Consider the following 20,744-nt stretch of genomic DNA (forward strand, 5'->3'; position numbering starts at 1 on the left):
ACTATGTTCGACACATTCAAAAACCGCCTAGAAATCACAGGTACACTTACCACCATCACCGCATTAAGAATTAGCGCCGGACGTTCCACAGAACCCATTGGAACAGATTTACCTGTGATTAAAGATGCATTAGGACAACCATTAATACCAGGTTCTAGCTTTAAAGGTGCAATGCGATCGCGCCTTGAAAGTTTCCTCAGAGGTATTGATTTCAGCCTAGCAGCTAATCCCGCTATAGAAGCAGAATGGTCAATTACAAACGAACGTCTTAATGGAAAAAATGGTATTAAAAAAGAGGTAGAAAAAGAACTTGAGGAATATCCACAAGAAGAACGCAGTGCAAAAAGAGATCAGTTACTCACAAATAAAATTATCAATGAAACTGATTTAGCATCTCGCCTTTTTGGTTCACCCTGGATTGCTAGCAAATTCCAAGTAAGAGATTTAACCGTAGTCTCTGATACTTGGTTTGGACAATACCAAGAAAGAGACGGTGTAGCCATTGATAGAGACACCGAAACCGCAGCAGATGGTAAACTGTATGATTTTCAAGTAGTACCTGCGGGGACACAGTTTGAGTTTTGCGCAGTGGTGGAAAATGCGAAAGAATGCGAATTAGGACTATTAATGATTGGGTTACACCAGTTTGAGACAGAACAAATTCCTCTGGGTGGAGGGCGATCGCGCGGTTTAGGAGTTGTTAAACTAGAAATTGAGAAAATGTACTGGCTTGATGTTAACAACAAACCAGAAAAATTATTAACATACTTGCAAGAATTAGTTAATAGCAACTTAGGTGATAAATTACCCAGCCATCAAGATGGTAAAGAATCCAAACAAAAATGGACTCAATCTCTCATCACATATCTAACAGAAAATCTACCCAAAAATTCAACCACTACAACCCACACACAATCTTGAAGAGGTTAAAATGGCTTTCAGTAACTACAAAACCATCAGTGAAGTTCTCAAAGCATTTCAAGTCACCTACACAGAAGCAATTTTTATCAGCGAAATTCCCTTTAATATTCCTGACTACTTCCGCGAAGATTTAGAACTGATGATGCGGGATGCTGTAGTTGATAACTCAGAATTTGCTATCTGTGAAAATCTGATTTATCCCGTTCTTAAAGAAGTTTGGAAAACCTACCGCCAACATTTTATTTTATGGAGTCATGAATCACTAAATTATGATGAAAAATTATCCGGTTTTCCTGAATATATTCTGGCGAAACGCTCTCCATTAGGTAAAGTTGTATTTGATAAACCATACTTTATTTTAGTTGAAGCAAAACAAGATAACTTTGAAACAGGTTGGGCGCAATGTTTAGCAGAAATGATTGCTGCTCAAAGATTAAATGGAGAACATCAAATAATTATTTTCGGAATTGTTTCTAATGGGGAACGTTGGCAATTTGGAAAACTAGAACGTGAAATATTTACCAGAAACAGCACTTATTACACCATTCAAGAATTAGATAAATTATTCGCTGCTGTAAATTTTGCCTTTCAACAATCTGAATTACAGCTAAATAATTTAGTCGCCGCCTAAACAGATTTCTTGAAATAAATACATCTATGCACAAACGACTTGTAAACCATTGCACTATTGATTTAAACATCATCCCAGATGGCCCGATTCTGATTAAATCGGGACGTGAAGGTGCAGACCCTACAAATCCTGATATGGAATTTGTCAGAACTTTTCATGGGGGTGGGTGGTCAATTTATTTACCTGGAAGCAGCTTAAAAGGTGCAATTCGCGCCCATGCTGAAAGAATTGTCCGCACTGTTGGTGGTGATAATAACACAAGGAAGCTTTGGGCAAGTGACCCGACCAAAGGTGATTACTTACCTAAAAATTTAGCAAGTCACGACATCTATCAACAATCTTCATTTACTGACCAAATGTTTGGTAATACTTCAATAGCAAGCCGCATTCGCATTGAAGATGCACATCCAGTTGACTTAACGCAACTTAAATTAGAAGAACGTAACGGTGTCGCTATTGACCGCGTATTTGGTTCTGTTGCAGTTGGCCCTTTCAATTATCAAGTTTGCACTGCTGGACAATTTCATACGAAAATCCATTTGAAGAATTTCACCTTAGCGCAACTTGGTTTAATTGGTTTGGTACTGCGTGATTTAAATGATGGTTGGTTTGGGTTAGGTTTTGCCAAATCACGCGGTTTAGGTACGGTTCGCGTTCAATACAATAGTGCAATTGTCCAGTATCCAGGGTGTCAGCTTGACCTTGAGACAAGAAAAATTAATCAACTAGGACATTCAGGACTATGGAACTGGACTTTTTTACTTGGAGTGGGAGAATTCTTACTACCTGAAGAAGCAGGAAAATATGGTTTTCCTAAACCTGACTATCAAGATTCTCCAGTTCGTGCAGAGTCTATGGAATTAGATTTTGGTGTTCAACTTAAATGGGAAGGTGACACAGAATCTGGTGTAAAAGATTTATTTATGCGTTCAGTTCGTGCATGGAGTAAGGTTTTAGTTCCATGAAAAAAGAATTTATTCTGGGCTATGTATATCATAAGCAATTGGTAGCACCCGATGAACTCGCTACTTTAATTAATCAACTCTCTAACTCTCAAAGTTATTATTTTTTACGTTACTCTCATGCGGTGAGTGGAATTTGTAGGAAATTGCCTGATGAAAGAGAAGAAATTGAAGGGCAAGTATTTAATTCTATCTGTGAAATTCGATGGAAAAAATATAAATCTGGTTATGAAGTTTTAATCCTCAGTCAACAGGAATTTAATTTAGAAGAATTTAAAACATTAACTGGTAATTGGGAAATTTTTGATAGAAATGCCTATTGGCATAACCCAGAAGAAACAAGATTTCCTAAAGGTTTCATTTTTCAATATGAAAATAATCAATCTATCAAGCCTGAAGCAATCAAGCAAAGATATTTCAAAGACTCTGATACTGCAACTATTCATTTTATCGCCTTAACGGTTAACGAAAATGACCAACATCCCAAAACCTAAACCACGAAAACCAGTACCTTCTCAGCCTCCATCTCGTGATGATTCTGCGGTAAGTAATATACAAAAACCATACAAGTTTGTTTCTTTTCCACCAGAACGACCCCGCTTAGAACATCCTGCCGGACATCATAGATTTGATCAAAATTGTCTACATGGAACTTTATTTTTAACCCTGAAAGTTAAAACTTCACTTCATGTTTCTACTGGTATAGTTATTCCTGGTAACGATATTGGAACTCGTGTACCTTTAATTAAAACAATGGTACAGGGGATTGATAAACACCTTCTAATTCAAGGGAGTTCCCTTAAAGGTTGTATTCGTTCAGTTTATGAAGCGATTACGAATAGCACCCTTGCAGTAGTCACATCAAGATTTCGGGATAAGATACCTAACGAGAGATTACCATGTCGAAATAAAGAACAATTATGTCCCGCTAGTCAAGTATTCGGTGCTTTAGATTGGCAAGGATTAATTGAGTTTAATGATGTTAAGTGCGAAAATATAGGTTTTAATACGGGGTTTATGCCTTCGTTATATCGTCCGCGCCCTGAACCCGGAAGCGCATATTTTGACGCAAGGGGAAAAGTTGCTGGACGTAAGTTTTATTATCATACAATTCGCGCTATTGAAAAAGGACAAAATCAAGGAATTGCAATTCAACAAGCAGCAAGAGAATACACTTTTACTACTCAATTGCAATTTAAAAACATCAAATCTGAAGAATTGGGGACACTATTTGTTGTGCTGGGACAAGATTCTAACTACCCCATAGCTTTAAAAGTTGGTGGTGGTAAACCTATCGGGATGGGAACAATGACTGTAGAAGTCAACCAAGCTAGGATATTGCAAAACTTTGATGATTTGCGATCGCACTACTCCACTTACACCCCCGATAACAATCATCTTCTCACAGGAGAGGTACTACAAGAATTTATTGCTACCCAAATTAAAACAGCACATTCCCGACTCATTCAACTTCCCCAACTCCAACAACTCGCTGAAGTTCTACGCTACCCAACCGACCGCGAACCACCAGAAGGAATGTATTAATGTTGACTACAGAATCTTTAACAGAAGCGGAATCTCAACTTGCTCACAATTTAGCGATAACCTTGGTTAAAGAAGACACAGATGTTAATGAAGTAGGAAAAGTTATTGCATATCTGCGTAGTATTGTAGATCAACCAGATGCAGGACGGCGATTTTTTAGCTATCTTAAAACCTTAGTTACTAACGGTTGGCAAATTGGACACAGTGGCCGAACTATAGGCTATTACCGCAATATCGAACGCGCCTGTAATCAATATCTGCAAAGCCAAGAAGCAAACGCTCAGACCATGTTAAAAATTTTAGGCTGGGCGATGCGTTTAATGCGGTATTACAAAGTTAGTCCGATTGAAGAAATATCCATTTCTCAAAGTCCACAGGTTGAACAAATATCTGAACGTCAAGCAGAAATTGCGGAAGTTTTTCAGTCACAAAAGTTTGAAATTGACCAAGTTTTAGATGCTACTGTACTTAGCATTAAGGGTAATAAAGTAACTTATGAGATGCTGGGAAGGATTAAGCTGACTGAGAGAGAACCGAAAAAAGCAGCTTCTCTAGAGGAGGGACAGATAGTAAAGGTTAAAATTACCGCCCTTAAGGAGGATGGGACTATTAAAAGTGTGAAATTTATTAATTAATTAATGAATGATGGATTTTGTATTACTAACTTTGTCATGCAAAGTTTGCTGGTACGGGGATGAAGACGCGTTTAGGTATGGGACAGACAATAATAAATAACGGAAAATAACTATGAGACAAATTATTACGTTTTTGGGACTGTATCCACGCGAAACTACATATAGTTTTAAAGGTAAAACTTATAAGGGAGAAGTATTTGCAGAAGCACTACGCCAATTTTGTGAATACGACTCTATGTTGGTATGTGTAACAAATGAGGCAAAGAAAAGGAGTTTTACTGTATTAGAAAAATTAGAAGATACACGCATTAAAGCAATTGATATTCCCACAGGTGCAACTACCGAAGAAATGTGGGAAACATTTAAGATTATCACTGAACAAGTTAATGAAAATGATCACGTTATCTTTGATATAACTCATGGACTCCGCTCTTTACCTTTTCTTGTATTCTTATTTGCTGCTTACTTAAAAGCTGCTAAAAATGTTACCATCGGTGCTATTTACTATGGTGCATTAGAACTAGGTAACTTCAAAACTGATTTACCCGCACCAGTAATTGATTTATCAGAATTCGTGTCTATGATTGATTGGTTAACTGCAACAGACCAGTTTATAAAAACAGGAAATGGTCAATATTTAGCTAATTTATTACTTAATGGTAATATCGCATCACAAGAATTAGCTTCAGGAATAGACAGCATTTCCCAAGGTTTACAACTTTTGCGTCCAATGGATGTTTTAGAAAAATCTGCTCTCTTGCCTAAACTTATAGCTCAAGCGGTACCAACGGTATCACAATCTGAATTACCATTTATTACTTTGTTAACTCGTTTAGAAAAAGATTATGGTAAATTTGGACTAATAAATCCAACTGATTATATTATAAAACCTCAAGCCTCTTTATTAAGACAACTAGAAATCGTGAAATGGTATGCACAAAAAGGTCAAATAGTTCAGGCTTTATCTATGGCAAGAGAATGGCTACCTTCTCTATTATGTTATTACTTTAATATAGATCCCCAGATAGAAAGACCTAATCGAAATGAAATGGAACTCCTATTAAATGGAGGAATAGGGCAGAAAGATGCACAAGGTAATAGGTATACTTCATCATATCTTGAACAGTATAAAGCAAGCATCTCTCAAGAAAAAAGAACTCAGTTATCCAACCTATGGTCAAATAGTTATAAACTGGCAAATTTGCGTAATGATGTACTTCATGCAGGATTTAGAAAAAATCCTCAAAGTGCAGAATATATTATTGAGCAAACTAAGCAAATAGTTGAAGAGCTTGGGAATATTGCAAACGCTTGGAATTTAAAAGATGAAGAAGAATGAAACTATGACTCTTCATTACTTATTATGTTAAATACGTCTATCTTCCAGGGTCAAGACATTCTGCTGCACGCTCCCACCCTCTACCTCTATTACCCACAGTAATTGTCGTGAGCTTTTTTAAGAACATCTCTAACTTGTTTCGCAACCCAAGGCGGCTCTAAAACTCTAGCACTGGAACCATATTGCAGCATTCTTTGGTGGAACCAAAATATACAGTCATCTTGGGTCAAAATATCAACGTAGTCTATAGTTCCTTCTGGCGAAATGATTGTTTCATGAGGTCTACGCGGTTGGTAAGCTGCTAAAGCGCCCGTCAGTCGATAGATAATATCTAGGGTTGGGAATTTGCTATAAGTCCAAGGGGTTTGGGAAGCTGCACCAATTCTGGTGATCCGATCAACTCTAAATGTACAGTTCTGCTCAATATTTGGCCTAGTTTCAATATGATAGCTACGAAAGTCTGGAGCCAAAGCGAATAAATAAAGTGTGCAATTGTGCAATCTCAGTTCTGATTTGTCTAAATCCCAGATTGTCTCCTTCCCTTTGTTGTTGTGATACCAAATGACAAAGCGGCGTTTCTCTTGAAAGCGTTGTTGCAACTGGCGAACAATGTCAGATAGCGCGTCTTCACTGTAATCAGCAGGGGGATGAAAGTCTACCGTCAGACTGTGAGATTGAGGTTTTTTACTGAAATTGCCAATTCGGTAGATTTGGCTGGCTGGGGCAGAAAATCCCAAGTCTGCAAGTAAGTCAGCTGCCATTGCTAAGGCTTGTCGCTGTTCTACGGAAAGGATTACGGGAAATACGGACTCCACTAGTTTATAAGGGCGATTTGGAACACCTTCAATCTCGAAACCGCAGTCTCTAAGTTTACCAATGACGCGAGTAATTTTCTGAGATAAATCGCCACAGTAAAAACCGCGATCGCACAACAAGTTTTCTAACTCAGCTTTTTTTCGAGGTTTTTCAGCTATTAGCTTCAAAATTTCTAGGGCAAACCGAAATTGGTTAGAGTTAACATCATTTTTTGATGACATCTCTATTTTATCGAGTGTTACATTGATGCAAAGTTACATCACTAGGGTACTGTGAAACTTTCTATACTGCCGCTCTATTCCCAACTCAATCCTGGAATCGGTGCTTGTCCTCTCGGATGTACGCAAATTTGCAAGGTAAAACAGCAAGCTCCCAACTTTGCAACCGATTCTCACTGTCCCCTCTCTTCTCACCAAGCGCAGACTTATGCAGAGATTATCAATGGAACGGCAGAAGTTATATTTAATACCTCTGCTACTGGTGATGGAAAATCCTTGGCAGCTTATTTGGTGGCGTTGCTCAATCCTGGGTTTCGCATTATTGGGCTATATCCAACGATTGAACTGGTGACTGACCAAGAAAAGCAAGTTATTGGCTACTATGAAAAGTTTCAGCCAGAGGGGATTACATCGGTAGACACTTTTTATGGAGCCGAATTAGCCCGTCGAGTTGAGGCATCAAATAAAGGTAACAAATTTAAAGAACTGCTATTATCATTTAAGCAAAAACACGTTATTCTAACAAACCCAGATATCTTTCATTTAGTGGCTCACTTTCGCTACTACAACCCCGCCTACAATCGGGGCGTGGAATTACCGCTCACCCTCGCTAGAAACCCCGATTTATACGTTGCTGATGAGTTTCACATTTTTGGGGTGCATCAAGAAGCCGCAATTCTCAACGCTATGCTATTAATTCGCCATAATCGCCCCCGAAAACGTCCGATGCGGTTTCTATTTACTTCTGCTACTTCTAAACGAGAATTTATCAAGATGCTGAAAACTTCTGGATTTAAAGTTGCAGAGGTCGGAGGAAATTACGTTAGTCAGTCTACCCCAGGATTTCGGCAAATATCCCAACCTGTAAACTTGGAGTTTGTTCAGTTAGACCAAGATACTGATTCCCTAACTTGGTTAATCCAGCAAGTAGAAACCATTCGCGCTATTTTGCAACCAAAAGGACGAGGATTAATTATTCTCAACTCTGTAGCCCTTGTTAGTCGAGCTGTGCGTCAACTGCAAGCATTACTTCCTGACGTGATTGTTCGAGAAATTAGCGGTCGGATTGACCCTCAAGGAAGAGCATTAGCACAGCAAAATTTGGAGAATTCTCTTCAACCTGTTTTGATAATTGGTACAAGTGCTGTTGATGTCGGTGTAGATTTCAAAATTCATCTGCTGATTTTTGAAACTAGCGATTCTGCTACCTTCATGCAACGTCTAGGTCGCTTGGGTCGTCATCCTGGCTTTTTGAATTACAAAGCATTTGTCTTGCTACCAAGTCGGACTCCTTGGATTATGGCGAGGCTGAAAGAAAAGCTAGAAGATGGACAAACTATCAGCCGCATTAAATCTCAAAAGGAAGAGTTAGATTTAACAGAAATAATTGCAGAAGCGTTTGATCCTCCTAAAAAATTTGAGCAATACCGCAGCTATTGGGGCGCTCTCCAAGCTCAAGGAATGTTATTTAGCATGAGTCCCAAGAAAAATGCAGTCATGCAGCAGTTGCAAGATAGTATGGCTGAGGATTTACGCCGTGTCTACGGTGAGCAACTGGATAAAAAACGCGGACATTGGTTTGCTCTCGGACAAGATAAAACTAAGACCGGTGAAGCAATCCAAGAGGAGCTTTTACGGTTTCGGGGTGGTTCGGATTTGCAAGCAGCTATCTGGGATGAAGGGCGTTTTTATACTTACGATTTGCTGAGATTGTTACCTTATGCCGAAGTCGAAGTTATTGACCGGGAAGGATTTTTACAAGCTGCAAAACAAGCGAATCATTCAGCTACAGAATTTCCAGAGAAATATATTCAAGTTTACCTGAGAATTCGGCAATGGTCAGATGAACGATTTCCTATTAGCTTAGTATGCGATCGCGGTACTGATGAACTCAAACAATGTACCCTCTGTCTCATCGATAAACTTAGCATTATTGGACACCCACAAGCTGAAGTAAGTCGCTGTCTGGGTAAACAAAAACTACTCACTTTCTTAGTGCAGGTAAATCGTAGTCAACCCAACAGCCATTGGGATATTAGCCGCGCCCTCCATCTGGCCCCCACCTTTGGGCTATATCGCCTCCAAGATGCAGATGAACAATACCATGCTTGCGCTTTTAACCAAGATGCTTTACTTTTGGAAGCCCTGAAATGGCGAATTCCCCGGTGCGATCGCACCAAACCTTACATCTTTTAATAATTCGTAATTATCTTGACTTTGAGTACACTCTGCATTTCAAATACTATGGCAACACTACTACAAACACTATTAGTTGAAACTCTCCCATCTGATACAGATCCAATTTTGCATTCGTTTATTAACACAGTGCTACCTGCAATGGAACGGGAATTTGGATTAATACCAGCTTTAGGCGGTTCGGAAGTAGTTCATTATCAAACTCTAGTCAAACAAGGCGAGCGCTATGCCAGAGAAAATGCCGAACGCTGGGCTGCCAAAGCCGACCAAAGCTTATTAGTTCATGTCCTCAATGGACTATTAACAGCCTGGAATTTGAGTACACATTTACCGAAACATCTGCAACTACAAGAAGTTGAAAAACGACTGCTTTGTTTAGGTTTAACTTTACACGACTACAACAAATATGTGCGTGGTCAGGGAGAGGATCAACCGCCGCCAAAAGCCCATGAGATAGAGGCAATTCTTAACTTATGTCGAGAGTTAGGTGAGAAGCTAAATTTTCAAGAATTTTGGCATCAATGGCAGGAATATCTATTAGAAATTGCTTTTTTAGCCCAGAATACTCAATTTAGCATTGATAGCAATCCGATTATTTCTAACTGGGAAAATGACGAGCGAGAATTCACTCTAGACGATCGCCGCTTAAATGATGTCTTACGGCATTTACTGGCGTTTGGGGATGTGGCGGTTCACATGGGCGATCCGGCAGATGTTGCTATAACTACTAAAGGCGATCGCTTACAAGATCATCTCGATTGGCTGACTATTCCTAAAAAATTAGTTTACCATCGCCTAAGAGATTGTCGAGGTTTAATTACCAACCAAATCCACAATGCAGTCGTGAGTTTTGCTCGTCAGCTTGATTGGGAGCCAATTCTCTATTTTGCTCAGGGTGCTGTATATTTGGCTCCTAAAAATCATGATACGCCGGACTTGGCAGACATTCAAACGGCTGTATGGGAAAATCTCATCCAAGGAGATGCTGAAAATAATCAAAAGGGATTAGCGGACTATTTTAAAAGTGGCGATGTCGGCTTTGTCCGTGGTAGTCATGGACTCAAAGTTGCTCCCCAAACTTTAGAACTTTTTACCCCTGCTGATTTGATTCGGCTACTTCCTGACGTGGTGCAAATTAAAGTCGCTAATGCTAAAGATCCAGTTACACTCAAGCGGTTGGAATCAAAGAATTTAACCCTAACTGATGCGGAGAAAAAATTTTTATTCCAGGGTGCAGATATCCGGGCTGATCGGCTGGCAGAGTTTATTGTTCTAGCACAGAGAAAGTTTTTTAAAGGTTGTCAGGAATATACAAATTGGATACTGACAGCTTTGGAATTGCAAAATCAAATATCTCCAGAACAAACACAAGTGCAATCTGGAGGTGTGAATTATGGTTGGTATCATACTGCGGCTCATTACATTGCAACTCATGCCACTCTAGACCAAGAACAGGCTAGTAATTTTTTGAAAGTTTTAGGGGATCGCTTGGCAACTTGGGCGGAACAAAATAATTTACTCAAGGGAATAACTAGCCCCATCCATGAGGCTTTAGTTACCTATTTAACCGAGTATTTGGAAGTTTCAGGGTTTTGCCATCAACCCACTCAGTTTGAGAATCAATTAGCTGCATATTCGAGGGCAAAAGTTAATAATCAGCCTATTTGTTCTTTAAGTTCAGGAGAGTCAGATGCAGAGGATCAACTAGAAACTGTGGTGCTATTTAAGGGTCAACAATACAGTAACAAAAATGCCTTGGGAGGAGGACGAATTAAACGCGGCATCTCAAAAATTTGGTCTTTAGAAATGTTGTTGCGTCAGGCTTTTTGGGCTGTACCTTCAGGAAAGCTAGAAGAACTACAGCCTGTTTTTCTCTATATCTTTCCTGCTTATGTCTACTCACCTCAAGTTGCTGTTGCAGTGAGGCGACTGGTGAAAGAAATCAAAATAGACAAACTCGACTTCCGGGAAGTTTGCAAGCAGTGGCGAGATGCTGGGATGAATTACAACGGACTGCAAAACTTGCCTTGGCGAGATGAAAATGAAGCAGAAACGGGGCGATATGGAGACAGTTACTCTACTAAAGACTTGCCGTTTTTGGCAATAACTTATACAACTACTAGAGGTAAAACCACTACAGATGCTTGGGTAGCACCCGCTTTTTTGGCATTAGCTTTACCCATACTTCTCGGTGTAAAAGTTGTGGCTACTAGCAGCCCCGATCCGCTTTATGCCAGCGATCAAGAATTCCCGGACTCAGTGATTCTCGATGGACCGGCGGGGTTTTGGAATCTTTTGGGTGTAAACCCTTGCCTAAGATTGCAGGATTTAGCACCTGCATTAGAGAAGCTACTTGTGACTTACAGCTTACATCTAGAATGCCGCAGTTCACGACGAAAGGATCGTTGGCAAGCCCTGAATGGTACGGTGAGGGATTTGGCAACGGATGTATTAAATGTGTTTGCGATCGCAAATGAGGGATTTCGTGAAAGCAAACGTGAACCAAGTAAGGAAGATGTCAAACGAATTTGGAATTATGCCCAAATCTGGGTAAAAGGAAACGTAAATATGCAAGAAAAATTGAAGTTAATTGAGCGACTGGTAACAGAATATCGCCAGTTTTATCAAGTGAAAGTTCATGAATCTAGTCATGCAGTTTTATTACCTATCTCTAAAGCTTTAGAGATGATTCTCACAGTTCCAGAGCAAATAGGTCGGGAAGACTTGATCTTACAAGCGGCGGGACAACTCAAAGATGCTTTAGAACGACAAGATTATCGTACACGTCCATATTTACTAGATAAATCAGTAGATTTTCCGACTCGACAAGCACAAGAATTAATGGCAATTCATGCCTTTATAACTACTTGTGTTGATGAGTTATTCCTGGGACTTTATAAAGGCGATCGCGCCTTACTCCAAGAAAACCGCAACCGGATCAAATCTGGTGCAGAATTTGCCTATCGTTGGCTAGCTTTACAAGAAAAACAATCTGAAAAAACTCAATTACCAGGAGAAGTAGCATGAGCGTTATCAACACTTTAAAATCAGAATTTCAAACAGTCTTCCCCCGTTTAGCATCTGGTAAATATGTCCACTTTTTAATGGTGCGTCATAGCCAATCTTTTCCCGTATTTCAAACTGATGGAGTCCTGAATACAGCCCGGACTCAAGCTGGTTTACAGAACCCAGATCCGATAAGTCGCTTGGTAATCTTCAAGCGCAAGCAGGTGACACCAGAACGTCTTTCAGGCCGTGAGTTATTACGTTCTTTAGAATTAACTAGTGCGAATATCGCCGATAAGGAAAAGTTCTGTGAATATAATGGCGAAAACTCCTGTAAAAAGTGTCCCGATTGTATTATCTATGGTTTTGCGATCGGTGATAGTGGCTCAGAACGATCTAAAGTTTACTCAGATTCAGCTTTTTCTCTAAGTCCCTACGAACAATCTCACCGTAGTTTCACCTTTAATGCTCCCTTTGAAGGTGGGACTATGAGCGAGAAAGGAGAAATGCGGAGTGCCATCAATGAACTAGATCATGTATTGCCAGAAGTCACCTTTCCCACAGTTGAAACTCTGCGTGACCCAACCTTTGAAGGTTTCCTTTATGTGTTGGGTAACTTGATGCGAACTCGTCGCTATGGCGCACAGGAATCACGCACCGGAACAATGGCAAATCACATCATTGGTATTGTGTGTTGTGATGGTGAAATCTTCAGTAATTTGCATTTTACCCAGTCACTTTATGATGCTTTAAAATCAGATTTAAATGCACCCATAGCAGATATTATCATCAAAGCAACTGAAGTGGCAAGTAATTTACTCAATCAAGAACCAATTCGTAAAACTCAGCTAATTAGTGGTTCACAATTAACTGATTTATTGAGTGAAGTGACAGCAATTTATCAAGATGAAACTCGCTTGCGGGATACACTGACAACTCTGTATCAGCAAACTAAAATCTACGCTGAAACCTATGGTGCGAGCGCTGGTAAAAAAGGTAAAAGCAAATAGGTTAACAAGAGCAACTTTGTAGTGTGGGTAACACCTACACTACTTTCCTAATCCCTCATCACCAGCTTATGATTCTTTACCAATGCAAGTTAACTCTCCACGACAACGTATTTTTTGCCACTCGTGAAATGGGTATTCTCTACGAAACAGAAAAATATCTGCACAATTGGGCATTGAGCTTTGCCTTATTTGAAACTGAGTACATTCCTAAAGCCTATCGACTTAAGGGAATAAATGCCCAAAAACCCACTTACTTAGATGCCACTCAAGAGCAAAATCTTTTGCATCTTAACAAAGCCGGAATCTATGTATTTCCGGCATTACCTCTAATTTGGTCTTATCAGGTGAATACCTTCAAAGCAGCACAAGTTGCTTATTATGGTAAATCTGTGCAATTTGGCGGTGACGGAGCAAAACGCAATTACCCAATTAATTATGGACGTGCTAAAGAATTAGCAGTAGGCAGTCAGTATAAAACCTATATTGTCAGCCGTGAATCTATCAAAATTCCCCGTTGGATTAGGTTGGGAAAATGGGCTGCTAAGGTGCGAGTTGAAGCAACAGAAATTGCAGATTTGAAGGAGCGAACTGGACAGTACATCACCAAGCATCCTTTAAATCCGTTGGATTTGCCAACATCATCCAGACTGTTACTATACAACCGAATTGTGATGCCGCCTGTGAGTTTAGTTAGTCAGGCGCAACTGTCTGGTAACTATTGGCAACTACCTGATAAAACCTGTTTACCTGTTGGAGTTTTCTATGGAGCCAGCAGTGTTGTCATCGCCTCCTAAATCTGCTAATTTATATGCTTTGGTGATTCAACTGGGTGCTGCAAGTCAGCAAATTATTCCTGCTATAAGTTGGGGACTCCATGCTCAAGTGATGGACTGGTTGAGTTTGGGAGATACCCAAATAGCAGATGCTATTTACCGCAGTCAAGATACTCCTTTCAGCCTCTCAGAATTGATGGGATACTATCGCCAACGAGGAACACAACCGGGAGATGATTTTACTTTTCGCATCTCTCTACTTGATGGTGATTTAATCGATCCACTTTTGAATGGTATAGAACAATGGGGTAACAAACCTCTGTCTCTAGGAGAATGCCCCTTTGTTATTCGCAGTATCTATACTTTGCCAGGAACTCATCCTTTAGCAGATTTCTCAGATTACGCGATTCTGGCAAATACAGATAAAATCTCTGATGACATCACCCTCAATTTCTTGTCGCCTACAAGTTTTAAACAGAAGCGAGAAATTCAGCCTTTTCCTTTACCAGAATTAGTTTTTGGTAGTCTCTTACGGCGCTGGAATATATTTGCACCAGAAGAACTGAAGTTTCCATTTGTGGAGTGGAAAGGGTTAGTTTGTGCTTATGAACTGAAAACTTATAGTTTGAAGTTAGAAAGTAGTTCAGAAATTGGTGCTAAAGGCTGGGTAAGATATCGTTTTGAAGAAGCTGGACAGGCGAAAATTGCTACCACTTTAGCTAATTTTGCCCACTTTGCAGGAGTTGGACGCAAGACAGCAATGGGAATGGGTCAAACCTGTTTAGTTAATTCGTAATTAAGAGAAATTTAATGAATGAAGATTACTTACCATTGGCATACTTAAATGCCTGGGAATATTGCCCACGCAGATTTTATCTAGAATATGTGTTAGGTGAAATGGAAGATAATGAACATATTATCTTGGGTCGCCACATACACCGGAATATTAATGAAGAAGGAACTATTCAGGAAGGGGAAACGCTGATTCATCAGCAACAATGGGTGTGGAGCGATCGCCTAAAAATTGCAGGTATCATTGATGCTGTTGAAGAATGCGATCGCCAGCTTGTTCCAGTGGAATATAAAAAGGGAAAGATGGCACACCATCTAAACGACCATTTCCAACTTTGTGCAGCTGCTTTATGTTTAGAAGAACGTACCGATCGCAGCATCGCCTACGGAGAAATTTTTTATCACGCTAACCGCAGAAGACAGAAGGTAGAGCTTACACCTCAACTACGGCAAATGACTGAGCAAGCGATCGCTCTTGCTCAACTTGCAGAGCAAAGAACTATGCCTGCACCAATTGACAACACTAAAAAATGTCTTCCATGCAGTTTAAAAGGGATTTGTCTACCTTTTGAAGTTCAACAGTTACGAAGGTCAACCACTGCTGAAACTGATGATTAAATTCATCGAGAGCAAGAATCAAAGCCTCTCTCCGATATTGAGAGAGGTTTTAAGAATATAGCGTTTCCTAAGCAACTGAGGTACAGCTTAACTTCACCCCGATAAAGAATAAGCTTTATCTCCCCTCTCCTTAGTAAGGAGAGGGGTTGGGGGTGAGGTTTTGAGATGTACTTCACGTTATTGGGAAATACTATATAGCGTTTCTCGCTTGAGGTACAAGAACCCCACCCCCAACCCCCTCCCCGCAAGCGAGGAGGGGGCTATGATGTACCTCATGTGGCTTTATCTCCCCTCTCCTTACTAAGGAGAGGGGTTGGGGGTGAGGTTTTGAGATGTACTTCACTGTTATTGGGAAATACTATAAGTCTCACATCGCGTTTAATAAGTTTTATCCACCAATAATTACCACAAATCTAAAATGACAGTTCTTTACGTTACTCAAGCTGATGCCGTTTTAAGCAAGAATTACGAAGCTTTTAACGTTGCTCTCAAACAATCAGATGGTTCTTGGAAAAAACAGACTGTTGCAGCCCAAACAGTTGAACAAGTTGTCTTGATGGGCAACCCTCAAGTTACAGGGGATGCTCTAGTTTATGCTTTGGAATTGGGTATGCCTATTCACTATCTTTCTAGCTTTGGTAAATATTTAGGTTCCGCGCTTCCGGGTTATTCACGCAACGGTCAATTGCGATTAGCACAATATAAACTTTATAACGATCCCGTCGGACGTTTAGAATTAGTCAAAACAATTGTGATAGCGAAAATTCACAATCAATATCAGGTTTTGTATCGTCATAATGAGCGAGATAATCCTCTCAAAGAGCGTAAAAGTCTCGTCAAAAGCCAAAAAACTCTAGAGCAGGTCAGAGGGGTTGAAGGTTTAGCTGCACGAGAATATTTTGCCTGCTGGCCACGGATGGTTGGAAAAGAGTGGACATTTGCTGGTCGAAATCGGCGCCCACCTACTGATCCCGTGAATTCACTCCTCAGTTTTGCTTATGGTTTGTTGCGAGTTCAAGTAACGGCTGCGGTTCATGTTGCTGGACTAGATCCTTATATTGGATATTTGCATGAAGTCCATCATGGACAACCTGCGATGGTTCTGGACTTAATGGAAGAGTTTCGTGCTTTGATTTCTGACAATGTAGTATTAGCCGTATTACATAAACATGAAATTCAACCTGACGATTTTAACGAAAGTTTAGGTGCATATCGGCTCAAGGATACTGCTAGAAAAACTTTCTTAGAAGCATTCGAGCGCAAAATGAATGATGAATTTAAACATCCGGTTTTTGAGTACAAATGCACTTATCGGCGAGCGATTGAACTACAAGCGCGGCTATTGAGTCGCCATTTACAAGAAGGGATTCCATATAAAGCTTTAGCTTTACGTTGATTATCATTTCTCAAAAAATCTGACAATGACTACCCTGTTTTATTTAATTATTTACGATCTGCCTGATAATAAAGGCGCAAATAAACGTCGCACTCGTTTACATAAGATGTTGTCTGGTTACGGGAAATGGACACAATACAGCGTTTTTGAGTGTTTTTTAACAGCGATACAATTTGCTACACTGCAAACCAAGATTGAAAAACTGGTTAAACCTGAAGAAGATTCGGTACGATTGTATATACTTGATGCTGGCGCAATCAAGCGAACAATTACTTATGGTTCTGAAATTCCTCGACAAGAGCAAACAATAGTATTATGATTGGTGTATCAGCTTGATGTTTGGCAAGTCGAAGCGGGGGCTAAAACCCTGGGGGATCTGCCAAAATCGCCAGAACCTTGACAAGTAAATGATTACAGCGTTTCAGTAGTTTCAGATATTGCAAATTACTTGCAATAAGATAGGCTGAAAATGACCAAAATTTTCGATCTGCCAAAACCGTGTCCAGAAAGCTTGCTCTCGTTAGGTTTCAGCACCGAGCGGTTTCTACTTCCAAAATCCCCTCACGGGGACTGAAACGCATAATGCCGCCGATTCTACCTTTTGTGTAATCAGGGAGTTTCTACTTCCAAAATCCCCTCACGGGGACTGAAACAAGCAAGGTTTTTAAATCGTACCCGTCCTGAAGGTTGGTTTCTACTTCCAAAATCCCCTCACGGGGACTGAAACCAATCACTACTTAGCTTTAAAGCGACTCCTTTAGCCTGGTTTCTACTTCCAAAATCCCCTCACGGGGACTGAAACTTACCGGATTGGATTGTTAAGTGGTAAATAGCAATGGGTTTCTACTTCCAAAATCCCCTCACGGGGACTGAAACAATCAGAGAAAGTGCGGCGTTGAGAGCGAAATGCGGTTTCTACTTCCAAAATCCCCTCACGGGGACTGAAACCCTCAACATCTGCTAAAGTAATTTTAGTCATGATTGTCCTGGGTTTCTACTTCCAAAATCCCCTCACGGGGACTGAAACATTTTCCGTTGCACTTGCACTGTTGCGAGTTTTTAAAAGTTTCTACTTCCAAAATCCCCTCACGGGGACTGAAACATTCCATAATTCCCACTTGGGCTGTGGTGGTCACGGGTTTCTACTTCCAAAATCCCCTCACGGGGACTGAAACACTAACTATATTATCAAATACTAACTATGCTGAATTGTGTTTCTACTTCCAAAATCCCCTCACGGGGACTGAAACGAGAAAGATGGATACAAGTTTAACTATAAAACCGCAAAGGTTTCTACTTCCAAAATCCCCTCACGGGGACTGAAACCCTTGATTGTGGCTTAAAGCTACTCAGACTATATAGTTTCTACTTCCAAAATCCCCTCACGGGGACTGAAACAAATAAATTCAGAATCCATAGCTTAACTAGGGGTAAGTTTCTACTTCCAAAATCCCCTCACGGGGACTGAAACTAAGCCAAGATAGCAGCAAGCATAAAAACACTAGCGGTTTCTACTTCCAAAATCCCCTCACGGGGACTGAAACATGTATTCCCACTCGTGGACAACATCAATGGAGAAGTTTCTACTTCCAAAATCCCCTCACGGGGACTGAAACTTCACTTTTGATTTCCGGCTTAATGTCAGCTATTGTGTTTCTACTTCCAAAATCCCCTCACGGGGACTGAAACAACAAACAATTATTAGTGCGATCGCCCCTTTCCGTAATGTTTCTACTTCCAAAATCCCCTCACGGGGACTGAAACTTGTGAATATCTGGAAACTTCCTCACTTGCAAATCTGTTTCTACTTCCAAAATCCCCTCACGGGGACTGAAACTTAACACTCCTTTAGGTCAAATAGGAAGCTCAAAGTTTCTACTTCCAAAATCCCCTCACGGGGACTGAAACATGTCCGATCGCATATTTCACGTTCGGAAATCTTTGAGGTTTCTACTTCCAAAATCCCCTCACGGGGACTGAAACATCAAACTACCATTAAGATAGACATTGGTTTTTGAAGTTTCTACTTCCAAAATCCCCTCACGGGGACTGAAACAAGAAAACGGAACGCGATCGCCAAAACGGAGAAACTGTTTCTACTTCCAAAATCCCCTCACGGGGACTGAAACAAGTTTACATAATGGTGGAATAGTAATTTTATTCCCTAGGTTTCTACTTCCAAAATCCCCTCACGGGGACTGAAACAGCAACTTCTCCCTCAATAAATCCGATGTTTAATGTTTCTACTTCCAAAATCCCCTCACGGGGACTGAAACAATAAAGATGGATATTCGCCGTTCCTCTTGAACCTCCAGCCTGCAATCAACTTTTCCCCACAAGGGGATGAAATGGCCTAAAATATTGAACACTGTTTGAGTATAATCAAGCGATGCCAAGAGCAGTTACAAGCACCAGACGCCAACCGAAAGCTATATCAGTGGCTACCACCTCAGCAGTTACATGGGCAGATAACATTGAATTGGTAGGCTTGGTGTTTGAACTTGAGCCAAACACATCAAATTCTCTTTACTCACAATATACAATTGGACTTCATGCCTGGTTTCTTGACCAAGTGCGACAAATTGATCCAGAGCTTTCTGCATATTTACATGATGGAGAATCAGAAAAACCCTTCAATATTTCAGCATTAGAAGGTGAACTGCTTGCTAGTGGCAAGCAACTGCGATTAGAAGCCAAGCAAATTTACCACTGGCATCTGAATGCTCTGTCTGAACGGGTGGTGCAGTTTCTAAAACTTTGGTTGACTAACTTACCGAAAACTATCGAATTGAGTGGCGCATCCCTACAGATAAAACAGGTGAATATCGCTCATGCTCCAACTACTTATGCTCAGTTGTTGCAATCATCAGTCCAACAATCGTTAGTAAATCTGAGTTTTATTTCACCCACAAGTTTTCGGCGCAAAGGTCATCATTTTCCCTTGCCAGTACCAGAAAATCTTTTCCATAGTTACCTACGGCGATGGAATGACTTTTCCAGATTGCCAGTAGAACAAGAAACATTCCTTGATTGGATAGACGAAAGCGTAATTATTCATCAGCACCATTTGGAATCGATGAAAGTGGCAGCCGGGAAGCGAGGCTCAGTCACAGGTTTTACCGGAGCTATGTCTTTTGGTCTAAGCAAAGCAGCTTTAGCAAATGCTGAGTTTACCGAGTTATTTTATGGCTTGGTGCAGTTGGCTCCATACTGTGGGACAGGACATAAAACTACCTTCGGACTGGGACAAACACGTTTAGATTGGGTGGAACAAAAATCAACTACAACCGTTGAGTTGCTAACGAATATGTTGGCAGAACGTATTGAAGAACTCACAGAGTTATTTACTGCACAACGAAAACGAAAAGGAGGCGATCGCACTGATAAAATTGCGGTAGTCTGGGCAACAATTTTAGCACGACGGGAGATAGGCGAATCCTTAAAGGCGATCGCTCAAGATTTAGAGATGCCAGAGTCTACAGTGAAAACTTATGTCAAGTTAGCCCGTAAAGCCCTGAAACAGGGAAAAATTGAGTGAATCCATATACCCTTCTTCAACAGCTATGAGTTATAACTAATGACTAATATAGGATTACTATTTGATTTTTGAACAAAATTAGTATTGTAGGGTGTGTTAGAACGGAGTTCGTAACCCACCATTATCGAGGGTTTGGTGCGTTACGCTATCGCTAACACACCCTACGTGTATTTCAAAAATCAAATACTAGTCCTATATCATGTCCGCTTGATTACTTATTAAATCCGAAGAACCCCACCCCGCCAAAGCTATGCTTTGTCTCCCCTCCCCGCAGGCTCTTAGGGGTTGGGAGTGGGGTTCTTTTATTATGGGTAATTTGGCGGACATGATATAACTCCCCATTTGGAA

General features: G+C 40.5%; 17 protein-coding genes and 1 CRISPR repeat array. Of the genes, 16 read left to right on the forward strand and 1 reads right to left on the reverse strand.

Translation table 11 applies throughout. The features are described 5' to 3' along the window. The first annotated feature begins 3 nt into the window (after window positions 1-3). From csx7 to csx2, 7 genes are all read left to right on the forward strand, one after another. Window positions 4-921: a type III CRISPR-associated RAMP protein Csx7 gene (gene csx7 / locus V7K31_RS19475; protein WP_335096228.1), complete on the forward strand. Its 918-nt coding sequence runs from the start codon at window positions 4-6 to the stop codon at window positions 919-921. Between the two features lie 10 nt (window positions 922-931). Then, window positions 932-1,552 carry a hypothetical protein gene (locus V7K31_RS19480; RefSeq protein ID WP_335096229.1) on the forward strand — a complete coding sequence of 207 codons (621 nt, stop codon included), beginning with the start codon at window positions 932-934 and terminating at the stop codon, window positions 1,550-1,552. Between the two features lie 26 nt (window positions 1,553-1,578). Then, on the forward strand, window positions 1,579-2,517 hold the full coding sequence (locus V7K31_RS19485) for an RAMP superfamily CRISPR-associated protein (protein ID WP_335096230.1): 939 nt from the start codon (window positions 1,579-1,581) through the stop codon (window positions 2,515-2,517). Then, window positions 2,514-3,008, forward strand: a complete 495-nt coding sequence (locus V7K31_RS19490) for a hypothetical protein (RefSeq protein ID WP_335096231.1) — start codon at window positions 2,514-2,516, stop codon at window positions 3,006-3,008. The genes V7K31_RS19485 and V7K31_RS19490 overlap by 4 nt, the downstream gene beginning before the upstream one ends. After that, entirely contained in the window at window positions 2,986-4,059 is a 1,074-nt protein-coding gene (locus V7K31_RS19495; RefSeq protein ID WP_335096233.1) for an RAMP superfamily CRISPR-associated protein, read from the forward strand. The genes V7K31_RS19490 and V7K31_RS19495 overlap by 23 nt, the downstream gene beginning before the upstream one ends. Further along, complete coding sequence (locus V7K31_RS19500; RefSeq protein ID WP_335096234.1) at window positions 4,059-4,694, forward strand: hypothetical protein; 636 nt, start codon at window positions 4,059-4,061, stop codon at window positions 4,692-4,694. Before V7K31_RS19495 ends, V7K31_RS19500 begins: the two co-directional genes overlap by 1 nt. Before the next feature lie 112 nt (window positions 4,695-4,806). After that, a complete protein-coding gene (gene csx2, locus V7K31_RS19505; protein WP_335096235.1) occupies window positions 4,807-6,033 on the forward strand; it encodes a TIGR02221 family CRISPR-associated protein in 1,227 nt (408 codons plus the stop codon). Between the two features lie 89 nt (window positions 6,034-6,122). Here the strand turns inward: csx2 and V7K31_RS19510 are convergent, their stop codons facing one another. Continuing rightward, entirely contained in the window at window positions 6,123-7,070 is a 948-nt protein-coding gene (locus V7K31_RS19510) for a WYL domain-containing protein (RefSeq protein ID WP_335096237.1), read from the reverse strand. A gap of 51 nt (window positions 7,071-7,121) precedes the next feature. On the opposite strand from V7K31_RS19510, the gene cas3 reads away from it, so the two are divergent. The 9 genes from cas3 to cas6 (V7K31_RS19555) all read left to right on the forward strand — a co-directional run bounded on the left by cas3 (window position 7,122) and on the right by cas6 (V7K31_RS19555) (window position 20,396). Further along, window positions 7,122-9,263 (forward strand): type I-D CRISPR-associated helicase Cas3', encoded by a 2,142-nt coding sequence (cas3, locus tag V7K31_RS19515; protein WP_335096239.1) that lies wholly within the window; start codon window positions 7,122-7,124, stop codon window positions 9,261-9,263. Between the two features lie 48 nt (window positions 9,264-9,311). Next, window positions 9,312-12,290 (forward strand): type I-D CRISPR-associated protein Cas10d/Csc3, encoded by a 2,979-nt coding sequence (gene cas10d, locus V7K31_RS19520; RefSeq protein WP_335096241.1) that lies wholly within the window; start codon window positions 9,312-9,314, stop codon window positions 12,288-12,290. Beyond that, window positions 12,287-13,279, forward strand: a complete 993-nt coding sequence (gene cas7d, locus V7K31_RS19525) for a type I-D CRISPR-associated protein Cas7/Csc2 (protein ID WP_335096243.1) — start codon at window positions 12,287-12,289, stop codon at window positions 13,277-13,279. Before cas10d ends, cas7d begins: the two co-directional genes overlap by 4 nt. Before the next feature lie 68 nt (window positions 13,280-13,347). Beyond that, complete coding sequence (gene cas5d, locus V7K31_RS19530; protein WP_335096244.1) at window positions 13,348-14,073, forward strand: type I-D CRISPR-associated protein Cas5/Csc1; 726 nt, start codon at window positions 13,348-13,350, stop codon at window positions 14,071-14,073. Next, window positions 14,042-14,848 (forward strand): CRISPR-associated endoribonuclease Cas6, encoded by an 807-nt coding sequence (cas6, locus tag V7K31_RS19535; RefSeq protein ID WP_335096246.1) that lies wholly within the window; start codon window positions 14,042-14,044, stop codon window positions 14,846-14,848. Before cas5d ends, cas6 (V7K31_RS19535) begins: the two co-directional genes overlap by 32 nt. Window positions 14,849-14,862: 14 nt before the next feature. Then, window positions 14,863-15,462: a CRISPR-associated protein Cas4 gene (gene cas4, locus V7K31_RS19540; protein WP_335096248.1), complete on the forward strand. Its 600-nt coding sequence runs from the start codon at window positions 14,863-14,865 to the stop codon at window positions 15,460-15,462. Window positions 15,463-15,880: 418 nt separating this feature from the next. Beyond that, window positions 15,881-16,858: a type I-D CRISPR-associated endonuclease Cas1d gene (gene cas1d / locus V7K31_RS19545; RefSeq protein ID WP_335096249.1), complete on the forward strand. Its 978-nt coding sequence runs from the start codon at window positions 15,881-15,883 to the stop codon at window positions 16,856-16,858. 25 nt (window positions 16,859-16,883) lie between these two features. After that, window positions 16,884-17,177 carry a CRISPR-associated endonuclease Cas2 gene (gene cas2, locus V7K31_RS19550; RefSeq protein WP_334822629.1) on the forward strand — a complete coding sequence of 98 codons (294 nt, stop codon included), beginning with the start codon at window positions 16,884-16,886 and terminating at the stop codon, window positions 17,175-17,177. A 221-nt stretch (window positions 17,178-17,398) separates the two neighbouring features. Continuing rightward, a CRISPR array of direct repeats spans window positions 17,399-19,134; the repeat unit is 37 nt; unit sequence GTTTCTACTTCCAAAATCCCCTCACGGGGACTGAAAC. Between the two features lie 113 nt (window positions 19,135-19,247). Beyond that, a complete protein-coding gene (gene cas6, locus V7K31_RS19555) occupies window positions 19,248-20,396 on the forward strand; it encodes a CRISPR-associated endoribonuclease Cas6 (RefSeq protein ID WP_335096250.1) in 1,149 nt (382 codons plus the stop codon). The last annotated feature ends 348 nt before the right edge of the window (window positions 20,397-20,744 follow it).

Origin of the sequence: Nostoc sp. (assembly GCF_036917675.1) — a bacterium.
Classification (GTDB): Bacteria; Cyanobacteriota; Cyanobacteriia; order Cyanobacteriales; family Nostocaceae; genus Nostoc.

Bases quoted from the DNA above. Each gene is read 5' to 3' on its own strand.
- cas2 (WP_334822629.1), top strand. From the start codon at position 16,884: ATGACTACCCTGTTTTATTTAATTATTTACGATCTGCCTGATAATAAA.
- cas1d (WP_335096249.1), top strand. From the start codon at position 15,881: ATGACAGTTCTTTACGTTACTCAAGCTGATGCCGTTTTAAGCAAGAAT.
- V7K31_RS19485 (WP_335096230.1), top strand. From the start codon at position 1,579: ATGCACAAACGACTTGTAAACCATTGCACTATTGATTTAAACATCATC.
- csx7 (WP_335096228.1), top strand. From the start codon at position 4: ATGTTCGACACATTCAAAAACCGCCTAGAAATCACAGGTACACTTACC.
- cas10d (WP_335096241.1), top strand. From the start codon at position 9,312: ATGGCAACACTACTACAAACACTATTAGTTGAAACTCTCCCATCTGAT.
- csx2 (WP_335096235.1), top strand. From the start codon at position 4,807: ATGAGACAAATTATTACGTTTTTGGGACTGTATCCACGCGAAACTACA.
- V7K31_RS19490 (WP_335096231.1), top strand. From the start codon at position 2,514: ATGAAAAAAGAATTTATTCTGGGCTATGTATATCATAAGCAATTGGTA.
- cas6 (WP_335096246.1), top strand. From the start codon at position 14,042: ATGGAGCCAGCAGTGTTGTCATCGCCTCCTAAATCTGCTAATTTATAT.
- cas7d (WP_335096243.1), top strand. From the start codon at position 12,287: ATGAGCGTTATCAACACTTTAAAATCAGAATTTCAAACAGTCTTCCCC.
- cas4 (WP_335096248.1), top strand. From the start codon at position 14,863: ATGAATGAAGATTACTTACCATTGGCATACTTAAATGCCTGGGAATAT.
- V7K31_RS19500 (WP_335096234.1), top strand. From the start codon at position 4,059: ATGTTGACTACAGAATCTTTAACAGAAGCGGAATCTCAACTTGCTCAC.
- V7K31_RS19480 (WP_335096229.1), top strand. From the start codon at position 932: ATGGCTTTCAGTAACTACAAAACCATCAGTGAAGTTCTCAAAGCATTT.
- V7K31_RS19495 (WP_335096233.1), top strand. From the start codon at position 2,986: ATGACCAACATCCCAAAACCTAAACCACGAAAACCAGTACCTTCTCAG.
- cas6 (WP_335096250.1), top strand. From the start codon at position 19,248: ATGCCAAGAGCAGTTACAAGCACCAGACGCCAACCGAAAGCTATATCA.
- V7K31_RS19510 (WP_335096237.1), bottom strand. From the start codon at position 7,070: ATGTCATCAAAAAATGATGTTAACTCTAACCAATTTCGGTTTGCCCTA.
- cas5d (WP_335096244.1), top strand. From the start codon at position 13,348: ATGATTCTTTACCAATGCAAGTTAACTCTCCACGACAACGTATTTTTT.